We start from the raw sequence: 19,407 nt of genomic DNA on the forward strand, positions 1-19,407 counted from the left end.
AAAAAAAATTTTTTAATAAAAATATATTTTTTCATAAAAAACACAGGCTTAAAATGATAAAAAAATTTGTTTAACTACATGCATATAAAAATTAATATAACGGAGTTTTATATGCATACAAAAATATATTCAGAAGCTCTTTATGGAATAGAAGGAATACCCATTGTAATAGAAGTAAATATATCAGAAGGTTTGCCTAAATTCGATGTTGTTGGCTTACCAGATCAGGCAGTAAATGAAGCAAAAGAGAGGGTAATTGCCGCCATAAATAATAGCGACAGATTTTTTCCTCCTAAAAGAATAACTATAAATTTAGCACCTGCTGATTTAAAGAAAACAGGAAGTATGTATGATTTGCCTTTCGCTTTGGGTATACTTTCATCAAGTGCACAAGTATTTTTTTCTGACTTTATGGATAAAACTATTATACTTGGAGAATTGGCATTGGACGGAAGTGTAAGAGAAGTAAAAGGAATATTTTCAATGCTTTTAAATGCCAAAGAATTAGGTATAAAAAATGCTGTAATACCATTTAATAATATGGAAGAAGCTAATATCATTGACGGACTTAATCTATACCCAGTAAAAACTTTAAAAGAAGCCATAGATGCTGTTGAAGGCAAAAAATCTCCTATTGTATCAGAAGGAAAATTTAATTTTAATGCTGAAGAAGATGAAACAATAGACTTTTCAGATGTTAAAGGTCAGGAATATGCAAAACGTGCGGCAATGATAGCAGCAGCAGGCGGACATAACTTTATAATGATAGGTTCACCCGGATGCGGAAAAACTTTAATAGCAAAAAGAATACCTACAATACTACCTCCATTAACATTTGAAGAAGCTTTGGAAGTTACAAAAATTTATTCTTCTTATGGGCTATTATCAAAAAATATGCCTATAGTAAAAAAACGTCCTTTTAGAATACCTCATCATACTTCTTCTTATGTAAGTTTAGTAGGAGGCGGAAGAAATATAAAAGCTGGAGAAATAACATTAGCACATAATGGAGTTTTATTTCTTGATGAGTTTGTAGAGTTTCAAAGCTCTGCACTTCAAACTTTAAGAGAACCAATGGAAGAAAAAACTATAACTATAAGCCGTGCCAATGGAAGTATTTCTTTTCCTGCTAATTTTACTTTAATTGCTGCTATGAATCCTTGTCCTTGCGGATATTACGGAGATGAAAAACATACATGCAGATGTTCTGATATAGCTAGAAAAAAATACATTGCTAAACTTTCAGGCCCTATACTTGACAGAATAGATATATCAATAGAAGTACGTGCTGTTGAATACAATAAAATGATTTCAAAAGCCGATGGAGAAAGTTCTGCCTCTATGCGTAAAATAGTTACTGAGTCAAGAAAAAGACAAGAAAAAAGATTCAAAGAAAATGGACTTAAAATATTTTCAAATTCATCTATGGGCATAAAAGATACTGAAAAGTTCTGCATATTAGATGATAAGGCTAAAAATCTACTTAATATGGCTATGGAAAGATTTTCAATGAGTGCCAGAAGCTATAATAAAATATTAAAAGTATCAAGAACTATAGCTGATTTGGAAGATAAAGATATTATAGGAGTAAATCATGTTACAGAGGCATTGCAGTATAGATTTAATTTGAATTAAAACTTTTTATGATTGTATAATTTTTTAATATATAAAAGTTTTTTCTATACAATTTCTATGACATATAATAGTAGTAAATAAGTTAAAATTACATAAATAACATAGAATTTTAACAAAAAAGCTAAGTTTACATAATTTCTAAATCCTTAAAAAAAACATTAAACAAATTTCAATTATACCGAAAATCTTATATAAGAAATATTAATTTTTTGGAGGAATACGCCTTATGATGCGTTCATTATTTGCCGGCGTGTCTGGTTTACAAAATCATCAAACTCGAATGGATGTAGTTGGAAATAACATTGCCAATGTTAATACTTACGGATTTAAAAGAGGTAGAGTTACTTTTAAGGATATGATAAGCCAATCTTTAAGCGGAGCAGCTAAGCCCCAAGAAGATAGAGGCGGTATCAACCCTCAACAAGTAGGCTTAGGTATGATGGTTGCAACTATAGACACTATACATACTCAAGGTGCTTTACAAGTTACAGGTGTAAACACTGATTTAGCTATTCAGGGAGAAGGTTTCTTTATTGAAAAAAGAGGCAATAATTCTTATTATACTAGAAATGGTGCTTTTTCTTTAGATAAAGACGGATATTTAGTAAATCCTTCTAACGGTTATAAAGTACAAGGTTGGAATGCTGTACTTAATCCAGAAACTGGAGAAATGGATTTAAACACTGCTGCTGGTGTAGAAGATATTATTATACCAGTAGGTTCAAAAGACCCTGCAAGAGCTACAGCTAATACAAAATTCTTCTGTAACTTACAAAAAAGCGGAGAAACACATCAATCTGATTTAACAATATATGATTCTACAGGTATACCTCGTCAATTAAGAGCTACTTTCACTAGAACAGATGTTAACAGATGGGATATGGTAATAGATGTACCAGAAGCAACTGAAGGAAGCGTTAGCGTTTCAGCTGGTGATCCAGTACAAGGCGGCGGAAACAATACTTTCCAATTAGTATTCAATGATGCTGGTTCATTGATTTCAGTAAGCGATGGAACTAACACTCAAACTGAAGGTGTTTTAATGCCTAATGTATCTTTCACTTATCAAGGTACTGAAGGAGAAGTAAATCAAACTATCAATCTTACTATGGGTGAAGTTGGTTTATTCAATGGTATTACTCAATTTGAATCACCATCAACAACTAAAGCTATAGAACAAGACGGTTATACTATGGGTATGCTAGAAGGTTTCAGCTTTGATGACAGCGGTCAAATAACTGGTGTATTCACTAACGGAAACAGAAAAACTTTAGGTCAAGTTGCTTTAGCTAAATTCAACAATGCTGGCGGTTTAGAAAAAGCAGGTGATACTTTATTTGTACAAAGCAATAACTCTGGTGCTGCTAACATAGGTGTTGCTTCAGCAGAAGGAAGAGGATCTATTAAAGCTGGTACTTTAGAGATGTCTAATGTTGATTTGAGTGAACAATTCACTGATATGATAGTAACTCAAAGAGGTTTCCAATCTAATGCTAGAACTATAACTACAGCAGACCAAATGCTTCAGGAAGTTATAGCTCTTAAGAGATAATAAATAGACTTTTTATAATTTTATAGTATAATAGAGTTAGGAGTTTCTGATTATGATACACATAACAAGGTTTGATGGAAGTATATTATATGTAAATCCACATCAAATAGAGTTTATGGAGGAGACTCCTGATTTAGTAATAACAATGTTATCAGGAAGGAAGGTTGTAACCAAAGATAGCTTTGAAACAGTACTTAATAGAATAGTAGAATATAGAAGCAGAATAGTTTGTGAAAACAGTGTAAAAAAACCTTCATTCTATGGTAACGAAGAATAAACAATTTAAAAGAAAAAATAAATTTTAGTTAGAGGTCAAAATATGGATATATTTGTACCATTAGGTGTTGTATTAGTTATAGTTATTAACTTATTCGGTATCATTTCAGGAGGCGGTAATGTAGGTCATATGGTTGACTTTGCATCTGTAGTCGTTACAGGTTTGGGAGGTACAACTTCGCTTTTAGTTGCTAATGACTTAGGAACTATATTAGGTGTTCCTAAAGCTATAAAAGTTCTTTTGAAAAAACCTGATTATGATGAAGCACAAATTATTATAACACTTTTAAGTTTTTCAGAAAAAGCTAGAAGAGAAGGTTTATTAGTATTAGAAGATGATATACAAGAAATTTCAGATCCTTTACTTAAAAAAGGTATGCAGCTTGTAGTAGACGGAACAGATCCAGAGCTTGTAAAAAACATTCTTAATACAGAAATAGATAACGTAGAAGCAAGGCATGATACAATTAAAAAAGTATTTGAAGATGCTGCTTCATTATATCCTGCTTGGGGTATGATTGGTACATTAATCGGACTTGTAATCATGCTTAGAAGTTTGGGCGGCGGCGGCGGTGTTGATGCTATCGGTTCTGGTATGGCGGTAGCACTTATTACTACATATTACGGATCTGTTATAGCTAACGGTTTTGCTTTGCCTATAGCTGGAAGACTAGCAGCAAGACATGCTTCAGAAGCTACTGTTCAAAGTATTATGCTTGAAGGTATATTATCTATACAGGCAGGTGATAACCCTAGAATAGTAAAAGATAAACTTATATCTTTCTTGCCTCCTGCTCAGCGTCAGAAAGTTAATGAACAAGTTGGAGATAGATAATAATTCAGAGGTAAATAATGGCTACTATTAAATTTGGTAAAAAAGCTAAAAAAGCAGGTGATAAGGCTCAAGTACCGGGCCCTTCAGCTCCTTTATGGCTTCAAACTTATGGAGACTTCGTAACATTAGTATTGACATTCTTCGTAATGCTTCTTGCAACAATGTCTAGTTCTGTTAATGACTCTGCTATACAACTTATTGCTACAGCATTCCAAGGTTCATTCGGAGTTATGCCGGGAGGTGCTACACTGTCTCAAAGCAAACTTATTTATGGAGGAGCTAATGCTAATACACTTCCATCTACAGACAGAGGATATTCTATGGGAAGGAGTATTGATAGAGCTATGGCTGTTTTAGACTCTGAAATAAAAAGTAAGAAAGTAAGGGTAGAAGAAGATGAAAGAGGATTTGTTATAAGTCTTGGTGCTGACCAATATTTTGAATCAGCTTCTACTAATATAATAGACAGTCAAAATAATGTAGAAACATTTATTAAATTGGCTTCATTGCTTAGCGGTATCCCAAATGATATAAGAATTGAAGGTCATACAGACTCTGGTTCTATTATTAGAGGAAGTATTACTGAACAGAAATTTGGTAATAACTGGGGACTTTCTTCTGCCAGAGCTATGGTTATTTTAGAGAAATTATTTGAAAATGATCAGACTGGAAAGCTTGATAGAAATAAATATTCTATTGCGGGATATGCAGATACTAGACCAGTGGCATCTAATGATTTACCTGATGGGCGTGCTTTAAATAGAAGAGTAGATATTGTTATAGTAAGAAATGATGTTACTTATTATAATCAAAGATAACACTAACTAAAAATAAATATTATGCTTTTAGCTAACAAATGGCAAGATTATAAAATTATAGATTGCGGTGAAGGCGAAAAACTTGAGAATATAGGCGGCTTTTTAGTATCCCGCCCGGATTCTCAAGTTATTTGGTCTAAAAGCCTATCGAAATGGAATAATTTAGATGCTATATATCATCGCTCTGATAAAGGCGGCGGTTATTGGCAATATATTAATAAGCCTAAAGATAATTTTATTATAAAATATCAAGATTTATCATTTAAAATAGAATTCACTAATTTTAAACATATTGGACTATTTCCGGAACAAGCTGTTAATTGGCAATTCATTATAGATAAAATTAAAGAAAAAAAATCTACTACTCATAAAAATAAAGAGATAAAAGCATTAAATTTATTTGCATACACTGGCGGAGCTACCGTTGCTTGTGCTTATGCTGATTGTAATGAAGTTGTTCATGTTGATGCCTCAAAAAAGATTGTAGGACATGCTAAACAAAATATTGAAATAAATAATCTTCAAGAAAAAAAAGTTAGATTTATTATAGAAGATGTAATTAAATTTGTTTTAAGAGAAGTTAGACGCGAAAGAAAATATGATGTAATAATTATGGATCCTCCTGTATATGGACGAGGCCCTAATGGAGAACTTTGGCAAATAGAAACAAGTTTAACAAGATTGGTAGAAGAATGCGTTAAACTTTTATCTGACTCCCCTATTCTATTTTTAATTAATTGCTACACTGCAAGTTTTTCTCATATATCATTAAAAAATATTTTATCAACTTCAATAAAATATAACGGCACTTTTGAAAGCGGAGAAATAGGACTCCCTACAGAAAATTCTAATATAATTCTTCCTTGCGGCATATACGCTAGATACTATTCATAAATATTTATTGTATCAAATAACTTCAAATCTAAATTCATACAATTTATATAATAAGCTCAATGAATATCATATATAGAACAAATATATAGTACATTCATTTCATAGAAAAATAATTTGCAATAAAAAAGGAGCTGATTAAATAAAATCAACCCCTTTTAATCTTTTAAGTTTAATATATCTTTAATAACTTACAGTACCGCCTCTTTCATGTACTTCTATGAATCTTAATAATTCAGCTTTAACTTCTTCAGCTGTATCCAAAGTAAGTACTCTTTTAGCTAACATCTTACATTCAGCCTTATCTAAAGAAATTATCATTTTCTTAACTTCTGGTATTGATATAGCAGACATAGAGAATACATCAAGACCAAGTCCGAAAAGTAATGGCACAGCAAGTAAATCTCCTGCCAACTCTCCGCACATAGAAATGATAATACCGCTTGCATGTGCTCCTTCTATAGCCATTTTTATAGCTATAAGTACAGAAGGGTTATAAGGGTCACATATACTAGCTATTCTTTCATTACCTCTATCTGAAGCTAATGTATACTGAGTTAAGTCATTGGTACCTATAGAGAAGAAATCGGCCTCTCTTGCAAAAGACTCAGCTCTAAATACAACAGAAGGAGTTTCTATCATCATACCTAATTCTAAAGCTTCATTAAATTCAATGTTTTCTTTCATAAGTTCCAATTTACATTCATTGAATATAGCTTTAGCCTTTCTTAATTCTTCCAAAGAAACTATCATAGGAAGCATAACTTTTATTTTACCAAAAGCAGAAGCTCTAAGCAAAGCTCTAAACTGAGTTTTAATAATAGCAGTTTTATCTAAACATATTCTTAAAGCTCTCCAACCTAATGCTGGATTTTCTTCTTTAGGCATTTCTAAATAAGGCAAATATTTGTCGCCGCCTATATCCATAGTTCTTATAGTAACAGTATGACCGCTCATAGCAACAGCAACTTCTTTATAAGCTTTAAATTGCTCGTCTTCTGTAGGGAAATCTGTGTTTTCCATAAATAGGAACTCTGTTCTATAAAGACCTATACCATCAGCACCGTTTTTTAGAACTCCGCCTAAATCTGCTGGAGAACCTATATTAGCATATACCCTAATTTTTGTACCGTCTTTAGATACAGCATCTCTATGGGCATATTCTTTTAATAATGCCATTTTCTTATCAAATTCATCTTTAAGTTTCAAGCATTCTTTTATAGATTCTTCTGTAGGATCTATTATAACATTTCCTGTATTACCGTTAAGTATTATAGTCTGATCATTTTCTAAGTCTTTTAATATTTCACCAATACCTACGACAGCAGGAAGCTCTAAAGATCTGGCCATTATAGAAGTATGTGAAGTACGTCCGCCGATCTCTGTAATAAATCCTAAAGTATTATCTAAATCAAGATTAGCTGTATCAGAAGGAGTTAAATCTCTAGCTACTACTATTGAATCTTTTGGAAGACTAGAAACATCTGCTATTTCATTACCTTGAATGTTTCTTATCCATCTGTCAGCAATATCAGCTAAATCTCCAGCTCTTTCTCTCAAATATTCATCTTCTACTTCGCTTAGAATATTTGTATAAACTTCTATTCCTTGTGATAAGGCATAATCAGCACATACTTTATCATCGGCTATAATATTATTAACTTCTTCAAGTAAATCCTCATCTTCAAGTAAAGTTATATGAGCATCAAATATAGCAGCTTTTTCTTCTGAAACTTTTTTAGCTGTAGCTTCTCTTATTTTTAAAAGTTGTTCTTTGGATTTATTTCTAGCATCTAACAACCTTTTTTGCTCATCAACTATATCTTTACAAGGACATTTAGACACTACCAAGTCTTTTTTAATAAATAAATAGACTTTTCCTATAGCTATACCAGGGGATACCCCTATTCCAGTAATTCTTTTTTCCATATTACAAATTCCAAAAAAAATTAGTCTTTTAAATTAGCAAGAAATTCTTCTATTTTCTTTAAATTTTCCTCTTCATTCTCACCGTCACAATAAACAGTAAGTACTGAATCTTTTTTTACACCTAAAGATAAAACCTTTAAAAGTGATGAAGCATTAACTCTTTTTCCAGCTTCATTTTCTATTTCAATTTTACATCCTGTTAGCGATTTTATGAATGTAACAAACTCATTACCAGGTCTAGCATGAAGACCAGTATCATTTTGTATAGTAACTTTACCTGTAGTCATTTAAAACTCCTATATTCTTTTCTTATATATAGTTTAAAGTATATCAGTTTTTTCCCATTTGTCAAATTATAGACAATGAAAAACTATATTTTTAGTACAATAAAATAAAATATTATCATAATAACAAACGAACTATTACATAATATATAATCATATAGTATTTTTATTATCTATCATATTAAAATATATACCTTGTAAAACTAAAAAAGGATAAATTTTACATTTTAAAAGTTTTAAATTAGATATTCCGCCTGTTAAAAATATTTTTGATTTGATATTATATTTGGATTTTATGAATTTCTTAGTTTCTGAAACGGCATAATTAACTGTTCCTATTGTATTATACATAGCCCCTGACATGAGAGCATCTTTTACATTATTGCTTATAGGACTAGGTATATTTTCAACTGCTCCTATCTCATAATACGGTAAAGATGTACAGTTAGATAATGCCTGATAGCTTGTTTTTGTACCTGCTATTATCATACCGCCCAAAAATGTAAAATCTGAAAGCATTATGCTTATTGTTGTAGCTGTTCCCATATCTATAACTATTGAAGCATATTTATCTTCATCACTGCTGCCCTCAAGACATATAGAAGCATAAGTAGATAAAAGCCTGTCTATACCTACAGCATTTTTAGGCTCATATAAATTATCTTTTAATTTTATATCACTATGAGTAACCCTATAAGGCTTTATATTAAAACAATCCTCTACACTGCCCTCAAATAAATCATTTACCTTCAATGAAACACTGCTGTAGTATACATTTTCTATATATGGGTGATTATTCTTTATTTTATTTAATGCATTTACCAAATCTAAAGCATTACTATGTTCTATAGCTTCATAATAAATAGGAACATTAGTATCTTCAAACATTGCCAACTTAACTCTTGTATTTCCGATATCTGCAAGAAGGTACATCTCTCTTAAGCCTCATCTTTTATGTTATTACTTTCCAAAAATGTTCTTGTTTTTTCTAATAAAAATTCCCTATTGTTTAATTCCGGCTCATCTAATATTAAATCAAGCAAGTAATTTAATATCTTACCTATTAAAGGACTAGGTTTTAAATTAAACTCATTAATCAAGTCATTTCCGTCTATTTTCAAATCTTTTACTGTAATTGCATTCTCTTCCTCTATTATCTTATCTATTCTAGCTAAAAGTTTAGGTATAGCCTTACTTTCCTTATCTTTCCTATGACCGCTTCCAAGCCTGTCAGCCTCTCTAAGCTTTAAAAGAGGTTTTATATTCTCAACCCCTATAGCACGCATAAATCTTCTAACCGCACCATCAGTCCATTCATCTTGATAATAGAACATATGCTGTCTTACCAATAAAGTTACAAAATCTATCTCTGAATTAGAGTATTTTAATCTTTTCATTATTTTTTTGGCAACACTGGCACCTACTACCTCATGATTATAATAAACGGGGTCATCTTGCTTTGATACTTTCTTCTGAACCATAGGTTTTGCTATATCATGGAATAATGCCGCCAATCTTACCAATAAAGTTAATTCTTCTGTTTCTAAAGGCTCAACTGCCTGTATAGTATGAAGTATATGATAATAAACATCATACTTATGGAATTTATTTTGAGTAACTCCATAACCTTGCATAAGTTCCGGCAATATTAAAGGAAGAACTCCTGTTTTTCTTAATAACTCTAAACCTCTGAAAGGATTATCTGATAATAATATACCGTTAAACTCCTCTCTTATACGTTCTGCCGCTATCGAAGCAAGCATACCGGTAGAATGCGTTATAGCTTCAAAAGTTTCTTTCTCTATATCAAAATTCAATTTAGTAGCAAATCTTATAGCACGCATTATTCTAAGTCCGTCTTCCATAAATCTCTCATAAGGATTTCCTACAGATTTTACTATTCTACGCTTAATATCTTTCATACCGTCAAACATATCAATAAGTGTTCCGTCTAAAACATTATAAGCCATAGCATTTATTGTTAAATCTCTCCTAGGCAAATCTTCTTCTATATTAGAAGCATATTCAACATTATCTGGGTGCCTTCCATCACTATAATTTCCGTCACTTCTGAAAGTTGTAATCTCTACATGCATATCTTCTATAATAACAAGCACAGTGCCATGCTTTATTCCTGTTGGAATAGTATATTTAAATATTCTCTGCACATCTTCTGGTTTCGCATCTGTAGTTATATCATATTCATGAGGAGTAAGCCCCATTATTGAATCTCTAACTGCTCCGCCAACTAAAAAACACTGAAAGCCTTCAACATGCAATATTCTTGCTATTTCTTTTATTGGATGAGGTATGTCTGTAAATATTTTCTTCACTTAATATCCTACTATATTGAATTCTAGTATTTATATACTATATATAGTATATACAATTTTAAATTAATTACAAATTTATATTATATATAATATAGCATAGAATATTAATATAAAAAATAATAGGGCTTTATTTTATAATAAAGCCCCATCAAACAAAATAAACAATTTATGAAAAAAATATCACTTACCTGTCACATTTACTGTATCATAATTACTAAAATCGTTTCTGCTTTCCATATCTTTTTTCTCATAATCTTTTAGAGGTATTTTATTTCTTATAGCAGCATAAACTGTAGGTACTATTATCAAAGTAAATGCTGTTGAAAGCAAAAGTCCTCCAAGTATGGCTAAAGATAATGGCTGATACATTTCATTTCCGCTTCCGCCTGATAATGCCATAGGCAAAAGTCCAAGTATAGTAGTTAAAGTAGTCATTAATACTGGTCTTAAACGTCTTGGGCCTGATTCTAATGCTGCCTCATCTCCGCTTATACGTTTTTCATGCATAAGCTGATTCATATAGTCTATAAGTACAATACCATTATTTACTACAATACCAATCAAAACTATGAAACCTATTCCGCTGTATACGCTTAAAGTTTGTCCTCCTATAAATAAAGCTATTAAAGAACCGGCAAAACCAAATGGTATAGCCAATGCTATTACAAAAGGTGCTATAAATGATTCAAACTGACTTGCCATTATTGCATAAACTAAAACTAATGCCAATATCAAAGCCTGAAGAAGCTGTAAAAATGCCTCATTCATATCTTCAAAATCACCAGTATAATTAATATTAAATCCTGAAGGTACGAATACTTCTTTTTTTATTTTTTCCTGAACATCAATCATTATATCGCTTAAAGCTCTATTATATCCTGAGGCTTTTATTGTTGTTATTCTAGTACTGTCCTTTCTTTCTATTTCTGTAGGGCCGTAACTTTTTTCTACTGTAGCTATTGATGATATAGGTACTATTCCTGCTGTTGTAGGTATCATAAGTCTTGATATATCATCTATTTTTAATCTGTCCGGCTCTCCTAATTGAACATTAACATCTATATCTGTAACATCTGAATTAGCTGGAGTCATAGTTGTAGCTGTTGTTCCTGCAAAACTTGTTTTTATTATATTAGCTATTGTATTTACATTAATACCCATTTTAGCTGCTATTTCTCTATTAACATATATTTTTAATTCCGGATTAGAGTCATCTCTGCTTAATCTAGGTTCTCTTATACCTTCTATATCTGTTATTACTGAAATTATATTATTAGCAATTTCTGTGGCTTTATCCAAATCATCTCCTACTACTTCTATTTCTATTTCCTGTCCGCCTGTTCCTCCGTTTCTTCCGCCGCCGCCAATTGCTGAAGTTGTTATAGCTGCTATATTAATTTGTGCAGGATATGGTGTTAAAGCATTTCTTGTTAATTCTATATATTCATCAACTGACTTTTTTCTTCCTTCGCTTTTCTCTCTTAATTGTATTCTTATTTCTGCTGTATTTTCTTCTGAACCTGATTTTACTCTTGACTGCATTCTGTCAAAATCTTCGCCTATTATATTTTGTATATCGCTTTCCATTCTTGTTACAAATGATTGTGTTTGTTCGGATTTTGTACCAACCGGCATTTTTACATCTATCTTAAATTGTCCTTCATCTGAAGTAGGAAATCCTTCTTTACCTATAAATATCAAGCCTAATGCTATTATTACAAGTATCACTGATAAAGATGAAATCAATACTTTTTTCTTATTTTTTATAGAATAATGAAGTATTGATGAATACAAATTATTAACTCTGTCATGAAAGTTTTTATTAACAAAATTTTCTATAGGTATTAAAAATTTAGTCTTTTTATTTGTTACAAGTCTAGCTCCAAGCATAGGAACTATAGTAAGTGCCACAAATAAAGAACCTATCATAGATACTGTTACTGTAATACATAAATCTCTAAATAATTGTCCTGTTTGTCCTTCAACAAAAAGGAATGGTAAAAATACTGCTATTGTTGTAAGTGTAGAAGCGGATATAGCAAGAGCAACAGAAGAAGTACCATTTATAGCAGATGAATATTTTCCATAACCATTATTTCGGTAATAGAATATATTTTCAAGCACAACAATGGAGTTATCTACCATCATACCAATACCCAAAACAAGTCCTGATAATGATATTATATTCAAAGTTATTCCCATAAAATACATTAATGTAAAAGTGATAATTATTGATATAGGAATAGAAACCGCTATTATAGAAACTGTTTTAATATTCCATAAATAAAGCATTAATATTATAACGGCAAATAAACCTCCCTGCCAAGCTGTATCTAATACACCTTTTATAGATTCATTTACATTGTCAGCACTATTGAATAAAATTTCGTATTCAACTCCTTCGGGAAGATTAAGATTAGCTAATTGTTTTTGAACTGCTTTAGATACATTAACTGAATTTCCGCCTGATTCTTTATTAACAGAAACTGATATTGCAGGCATTCCATTAATTTTTACTATTTCTGAATCATCGCTGTATCCTTGATAAACTCTGCCTACATCTTTTAATTTTATAGGAGTATCATTTGTTTTTAATGCCACAACTGTATTTTCAATATCTTCTACCGTTGTAAACTCTCCCATTGTTCTTAAAGTATATTTATAAACTCCTTCATAAGTATCTCCGCCTGATAGATTTTGATTCTCTGAAGATAAAAGTGAAACTATACTATTAATATCTATACCATAAGCATGAAGTCTATTCAAAACTAAATCAACTTTCATCTCGCTTTTAAGTCCGCCTCTAATCTCAGCTCTTGCAACTCCTGAAGCCTGTTCTATTTTATTTAGTACCTGATTATCTATTAAATTATATAATGCTCCTAAATTATCTGTACCGAAAAATGCTATTTCCATAATAGGCATCATATCTGTTGAAAACTTAAGTACTGTTGGATTTTCAGCATCATCTGGGAGTGAATTTTTTGCTGTATCTATTGCTTCTCTAACATCAGCAGTAGCAACCGCTAAGTCAGTTCCCCAGTTAAACTCTATAAAAACGCTTGATTGTCCTTCTTCTGAAGTAGATGTTATTGTACTAATATCGCTTACTGTAGCAACTGCATTTTCTACTATTCTAGTTACTGATTTTTCAACTTCTTCCGGGCCTGCATTCTCGTATTCTGTTCTTACTGTAATATATGGAAGTTCCATATCCGGTAAAAAATCTACTGCCAATTTACTTAAACTTACAAAGCCCAATATAAGCACAGCTATCATACACATGAAAACCGCTACTGGTCTTTTTACTACTAATTCTATAAAATTTCTCATTCAATTCACCCCTGCTTTATATAATATATAGCATACAATCTATTTTTATCAATCTCAATTTGTCTTTATTTTAGACGAATAATTTTGAAAAAAGTTTTAAACAATTTATACCAAAAATATATTTTTTTATCATTTATATATTAAAAACTCTGTATTTTACAAATCTTCATAATATTTATACACTTTTTTAACTATATACACAATATATATTTTTTAATATAGTCTACTCTACGCACGCAAAATAAAGCTAAAAATATAAATTTATTTATAATTCAATATTTTATTATATTATATATTTAGTTTACCGTGCGTTAAATAAAGTTTTAAAATTTAAACAAAACTTGGGCGGGTGCTGGAATTTCTAATTAAGCTATAAATATAATAGTATTATAATTCAAAATAAATTAATAAACTTTAAAGGGCGGGGTATTAAATAAAGCTCAAATACTTTAAACTAAATATTCTTTACTATATTAATAATCATAAATATTGATAAAATGGCTGTTAATACTATAACAATAATATTAAGAACATTAAAGACATCTGCATTAACCGTATTTACACACTTGATAATAACAAGCAAAACTCCAACCAATCCTCCAAACATACCGTATAATTTTAATCTATTTAAATACTTCTTGGCAAAAGAATTAAATACATCATGTATGTTTTTAGGATTCATATTATCTATTTCTTCTCTTGTAATCTTTGAAAAATCTATTGCTTCTATTATCAAATTAATATCATCTTTGGCACAATCAATAATCAAATTCAAAAAATAATATTTTGTTTCATCATCTATAATATCAAGCAAATCATTTCTTAAATTTGATAATATTTTCTTTGATTCTATGTATATTGTATTATTTATTAATTCATCATGCTCTAAAGTTTCAAGCAATTTATAAAGAGATTCTTTCAAATTATCTAAATCAATTAAATTGTCATCATTTGATATATGAATCAAAAATTCTTCTATACCATTCTTTGAGTATTTAAAAATATCATTAAACACATCATCAAAATATTTTTCTATATTTATACAATCTTTTATACTAATAGGATATAGTCTATTTTCTATATAATTTCTAATACTTGTAATAACATTATCTCTATTGTTATAAATATTAATGCATAACTTTCTTATTAATTCATAAAAATCATAATCTGTATTTTTCAAAAATAAATTTATATATTTCTCTATTATTTTATTATCCAAATTATTAACTAAAACTTCAAATAACATATTTGAAACATTGAATATCATTTTTTGATTATTATCTATAGTGTCATCTAAATACTTTCTTAAACTATTCACCTCATAAAGTTTTTCATCTCCGAATAAATAAGTAACTTTTTTTGATAAAATATTATCATCTAAGAAGTCAAAACTTATATTCATAATATTATATTTCATATCATTGATAAAAACAGGAATCTTTCTATTGATTAAATTTAATATTATTCTATCAACTAAATCTACAACAAAATCATTTTTTACAGGAACATTCTCTAAAATCATATCTCTTATTTCATATCTATTATTATTTAAAGTTTCATTCAATTTTTTATTCATCATAGAAAATATAAATTCATTATTAGTTTTAACCAGATTGAGAATTTCTCCTCCAAACATATCTTTTATCTTTTTATCACCATTTTTAGATATTTCATTATCAAGTAAATCAGTAACTATAACAAATATTCTATCTCTCACAGAATTTGAATTAAGAGCCTTTATCATATTAGCAACTATTATATTTTTAAATCTGCTTAAATCATTTAAATTATTTCTTACTATGTTTTGTATAAATTCTTTTAATGGAATAACATCAATATTTTTTAATAAAGAGTTTAATATAGATATCAATATATTATCTATATTACTATTAGTATAATCTATAATTGATTTTTTAATGTTTTTATTTTCTTTTATTTTATCTAAATAATTATTTTTTATAATAAATTGAATAACTCCAGATTTTATAGAATTTATACTTCCTTTTATAATATTATTCAAATTATTTTTTAAACTTGAAAATATATTAAAACTTACTATTTTATCATCTTCAAGCATATAATTAAAGAATGTTTTATAATTATCTTTAATCAAATTATTTTCTATATCTTTTTTATTATCGAGTATATCTAATATACCCTCTTTCTCCATAAGCCTATCATTAACGAAATCAGACATTGAAGCAGCAAATCTGTTTTTCTCACATGCCACAGCACCCCAAAAAACTTTTTTCTTTATACCGAATAAAGGCTCATAAGGCTGAAATATAGAATAAATAGCAAGAACATTTGTTATCCAGCCTATAAAAGTATATACTAAAGGCTCTGCTATATAATTTAAATATCCTAAAGAAGGATTAAATGAATTTGTAGGAAATAAATAAGCGGTAAATAATCCAAATACAAGTCCTAGTAAAGCACCTAACATATTTATAGGCTCTAATTCCTTACCCATAAAATCATTCGCCATTCTAGCTATTTCATCTTTATTGAGCTTGCCCATATTATTTTTTATTGTTTTTATTACAAGAGAATCTATTATATTTGATATAAAAACTTTCTCTTTACTCAAAAAACTTAATACTGAATTATAGGCATTATTATCTATAAAAAAGTTTATCTGACTTTCTTTATTTATAATAAATTCATTTAAATCTTTATCAGAATATTTATTTATTATATTTTCAAATAATTCAAATAACAGTTCAAATATATAATCAATATCTTCAAATAAACTATTAATATTTCTATCTTTGTATTGATTATAAATATCAAATATGTAATTTTCTATATTTGATTTATTTTGATTAATAAGGCTTATAATTTTTTCATTATCTAAAATTAATTTCAATTTATCAGCATTTAAAGAATCTATTTTTTTATTTACTACTGACTTAATTTTTTCTATAATAGAATTTGATGATATATATTTAATAATCTCTTTTTCTAAGAAAGTATATAAATCCTTTATCATATTAGAATCTACTAATATATCTATTCTCATATTTAAGAACTTTTCTATCCAAGAATCAGGAATCTCTCTTATATTAAATAATACAATATCTTTTATTATGTTTTTTACATTATCTATATTATTAACATTTTTTAATATAACAGAAATTTTTGTATCATTTAAATAATTAACAATATCATTTGTAATGGCTTTAATAATATCATCAGAATTTTCTTTATATTTCTCTACATATTCTATAATCTTTTGAACTATTTTATATCTTGCTGCTATATCCTGTAAAAAAACTTTCCTTATCAATTTTACTATAAACTGCCAAAAAACACCGTCTATATTTTCTATTTCTTCATCAACAGCTTCTTCTATAATAGCATCTAATCTTAATTTATTTTCATTTATTATTGGAATTATTACATCTATCAATTTTGGAAGTATATCGGATAATATTAAATTCAATCTGTTTGCTATATTTGGATTTAATAATTCATATATAGTTTTATCAGTATCTTTTAATTTTAAATATAATTCTTCTATTACATAATCAATAATATTTTCAAAATCTTTATTTCTTGATAACTGATTGATAATATCTTTTATTTCAGAAATATCATCTACAGTAAATAAATCATTTATTCTTTTAGAAGACAATGAAGAAAGAAAATCATAAAAACAATTTTCTATATTTGAATACTCAATCAAAGATCTTATTAATTTTTCATCATCGCTTTCATTTTCTTTATTAGATAAATTAGTAAATATATTGTCTATAATCTCTTTTAATATAATTTTATATTTTTCATCATCAGCTATTTTTTTTAGAGTAGTATTTATTAAATTATTTTTTCTGTCATAAGATACAAAAGAATCTATTACATTATTAATAATATATTTAACTTGTCTATCATCTGCAATCTGTTTAACTTTAACATTTTTAAATATATTATCTAGTATCAATATAACAGAATCTTTTGTATTTTCTTTAGTCCAATTTACAATATTATCTTTTGTTTTATTAAATCCTACTATATCTTTTATTTTTATAGCTGTTTTTGATATTAATTTATCTTTTACATTTTTGAAGAATTCTTTTATATTATTTTTAAATTTATCTTTTTTGATTTCTTTAAATATAGAATCATAATTAATGATTTTTACAGATATCATTTTACTTATTTCATCAATAAATTTATCCTTTTCCCTTGCTATTATTCCATTATTTGAGAATAACTTTTTTAAAGCAATTGTATTAGTATAATATCCAGATACGGCACCAAGGAAGGCACCGAATAATAATTGAAGAAATAAATCCATTTATAAATAATACATCATTTTTCAAAAGATTCCAGTTCTTTGCATAATTTTACGAAATCTTCATAAACTGTTATGGACTGCAAAAACCTTAAATCAAGCATATATCCGGAATCCGTATGTTTGAAAAACTCAGCGTCCCAAAGTTCTGTTTTAATGAATCCTTTTTTATAATCATATTTATAAGGCTCAAATTTAAATGGATAAGCCCTAAAATACTTTACTTTGGCAAAACATAATTTATATATTCTAAATAATATACCAATAGTGTCATTTCTATTTAAAAATTTATCTGTAAATATTAATGTTTTATGAGAATTTTCTTTTTCCTGATACCAAGCATTATTTTCTTTTTTAAGATCATATTTCTTTATAATGTTTTCCTTATCAGAAGAATATAAAGAAGTAAAATCATAATCGTATCTTACTTCTTCGTCTATAAATTCCAAACCATCGCAAGCTATATAAAAGAAACTATTAGTATCATCAGGCTTAATTTTTATCATAATAGAATACTTTTCATTTATGATATTTTTATAACTTTTATTAATATATTCAATATCATCGCTGCTGCAAATATGAAACACATCATACTCATTTGGACATACATTAAAATGTTTTGAACATTGTACAAAAGAAGCATTTTTAAAAATCACTTCTATACTATGATAACAGCTTAAATCATTGCTGGCTACAATATGCAAATCTTTTTCATAATCAGAAATCATAAAATCAAGCCACATATTATCCTTTATAGCAGCATTTATATTTTTTACCTTTTCATTTATTTGAAGCAAATTAATATCATCTATATAAGATTTAAACTCTCCTTCCATATATTTGAAATTGGAAAAAGCCACTTTATCATCATGTTCTAATACTTCTATATATAAAGCATCATTTTCTACAATATAAAAAAAGTATTTCTTATCTTCATTAAATAATAAATAGCCATTATCTTTTTCTTTCATCTCTGCATTTATCTTTGACTTTATATAACGCATTAAAGAAAACATAGCATTTTTGGAATTGTCATCGTAAAGTATTTTTACCCTTCTCAGTTTTTCATCAAAAGAAATTATTTTGTACATTTTATATCCGAACCTTTATATTTGTAATTAAAATATTTTTGTAATTATAATATTATAGTACAAAAAAATACTTTTTTAAAGATACAAAATAAAGTTATTTGGAAGTTATTTTTAAGGAACTTTTTGATTTTTA

13 protein-coding genes are annotated in these 19,407 nt (G+C 28.2%); 6 read left to right on the plus strand and 7 right to left on the minus strand.

Annotated features, from left to right (window positions below):
• Window positions 1-111 precede the first annotated feature (111 nt).
• From R4K56_RS06510 to R4K56_RS06535, 6 genes are all read left to right on the plus strand, one after another.
• Window positions 112-1,635 (plus strand): YifB family Mg chelatase-like AAA ATPase, encoded by a 1,524-nt coding sequence (locus R4K56_RS06510; RefSeq protein WP_335771669.1) that lies wholly within the window; start codon window positions 112-114, stop codon window positions 1,633-1,635.
• A 226-nt stretch (window positions 1,636-1,861) separates the two neighbouring features.
• Window positions 1,862-3,187, plus strand: a complete 1,326-nt coding sequence (gene flgE / locus R4K56_RS06515; RefSeq protein ID WP_335758498.1) for a flagellar hook protein FlgE — start codon at window positions 1,862-1,864, stop codon at window positions 3,185-3,187.
• Between the two features lie 52 nt (window positions 3,188-3,239).
• A complete protein-coding gene (locus R4K56_RS06520) occupies window positions 3,240-3,464 on the plus strand; it encodes a flagellar FlbD family protein (RefSeq protein ID WP_020003817.1) in 225 nt (74 codons plus the stop codon).
• 42 nt (window positions 3,465-3,506) lie between these two features.
• On the plus strand, window positions 3,507-4,298 hold the full coding sequence (locus R4K56_RS06525; protein WP_335769004.1) for a motility protein A: 792 nt from the start codon (window positions 3,507-3,509) through the stop codon (window positions 4,296-4,298).
• Window positions 4,299-4,315: 17 nt separating this feature from the next.
• Window positions 4,316-5,116 (plus strand): flagellar motor protein MotB, encoded by an 801-nt coding sequence (locus R4K56_RS06530; protein ID WP_335771670.1) that lies wholly within the window; start codon window positions 4,316-4,318, stop codon window positions 5,114-5,116.
• A 21-nt stretch (window positions 5,117-5,137) separates the two neighbouring features.
• On the plus strand, window positions 5,138-6,010 hold the full coding sequence (locus tag R4K56_RS06535) for a class I SAM-dependent methyltransferase (protein WP_335771671.1): 873 nt from the start codon (window positions 5,138-5,140) through the stop codon (window positions 6,008-6,010).
• Window positions 6,011-6,190: 180 nt separating this feature from the next.
• Here the strand turns inward: R4K56_RS06535 and ptsP are convergent, their stop codons facing one another.
• The 7 genes from ptsP to R4K56_RS06570 form a co-directional block, all read right to left on the minus strand.
• Complete coding sequence (ptsP, locus tag R4K56_RS06540) at window positions 6,191-7,936, minus strand: phosphoenolpyruvate--protein phosphotransferase (protein WP_335759348.1); 1,746 nt, start codon at window positions 7,934-7,936, stop codon at window positions 6,191-6,193.
• Between the two features lie 20 nt (window positions 7,937-7,956).
• On the minus strand, window positions 7,957-8,223 hold the full coding sequence (locus tag R4K56_RS06545; protein WP_297295884.1) for an HPr family phosphocarrier protein: 267 nt from the start codon (window positions 8,221-8,223) through the stop codon (window positions 7,957-7,959).
• A 150-nt stretch (window positions 8,224-8,373) separates the two neighbouring features.
• Entirely contained in the window at window positions 8,374-9,153 is a 780-nt protein-coding gene (locus R4K56_RS06550; RefSeq protein ID WP_335771672.1) for a type III pantothenate kinase, read from the minus strand.
• A 5-nt stretch (window positions 9,154-9,158) separates the two neighbouring features.
• Window positions 9,159-10,553, minus strand: coding sequence for a CCA tRNA nucleotidyltransferase (locus R4K56_RS06555; protein WP_335756805.1), 1,395 nt, complete (start codon window positions 10,551-10,553; stop codon window positions 9,159-9,161).
• A gap of 180 nt (window positions 10,554-10,733) precedes the next feature.
• Complete coding sequence (locus R4K56_RS06560) at window positions 10,734-13,886, minus strand: efflux RND transporter permease subunit (RefSeq protein ID WP_335771673.1); 3,153 nt, start codon at window positions 13,884-13,886, stop codon at window positions 10,734-10,736.
• Between the two features lie 454 nt (window positions 13,887-14,340).
• Window positions 14,341-18,186, minus strand: coding sequence for a hypothetical protein (locus R4K56_RS06565; RefSeq protein ID WP_335771674.1), 3,846 nt, complete (start codon window positions 18,184-18,186; stop codon window positions 14,341-14,343).
• A 14-nt stretch (window positions 18,187-18,200) separates the two neighbouring features.
• Entirely contained in the window at window positions 18,201-19,274 is a 1,074-nt protein-coding gene (locus R4K56_RS06570) for a hypothetical protein (protein ID WP_335756808.1), read from the minus strand.
• Between the last annotated feature and the right edge of the window lie 133 nt (window positions 19,275-19,407).

It is taken from the genome of Brachyspira pulli (genome assembly GCF_036997785.1).
Lineage (GTDB): Bacteria > Spirochaetota > Brachyspiria > Brachyspirales > Brachyspiraceae > Brachyspira > Brachyspira pulli.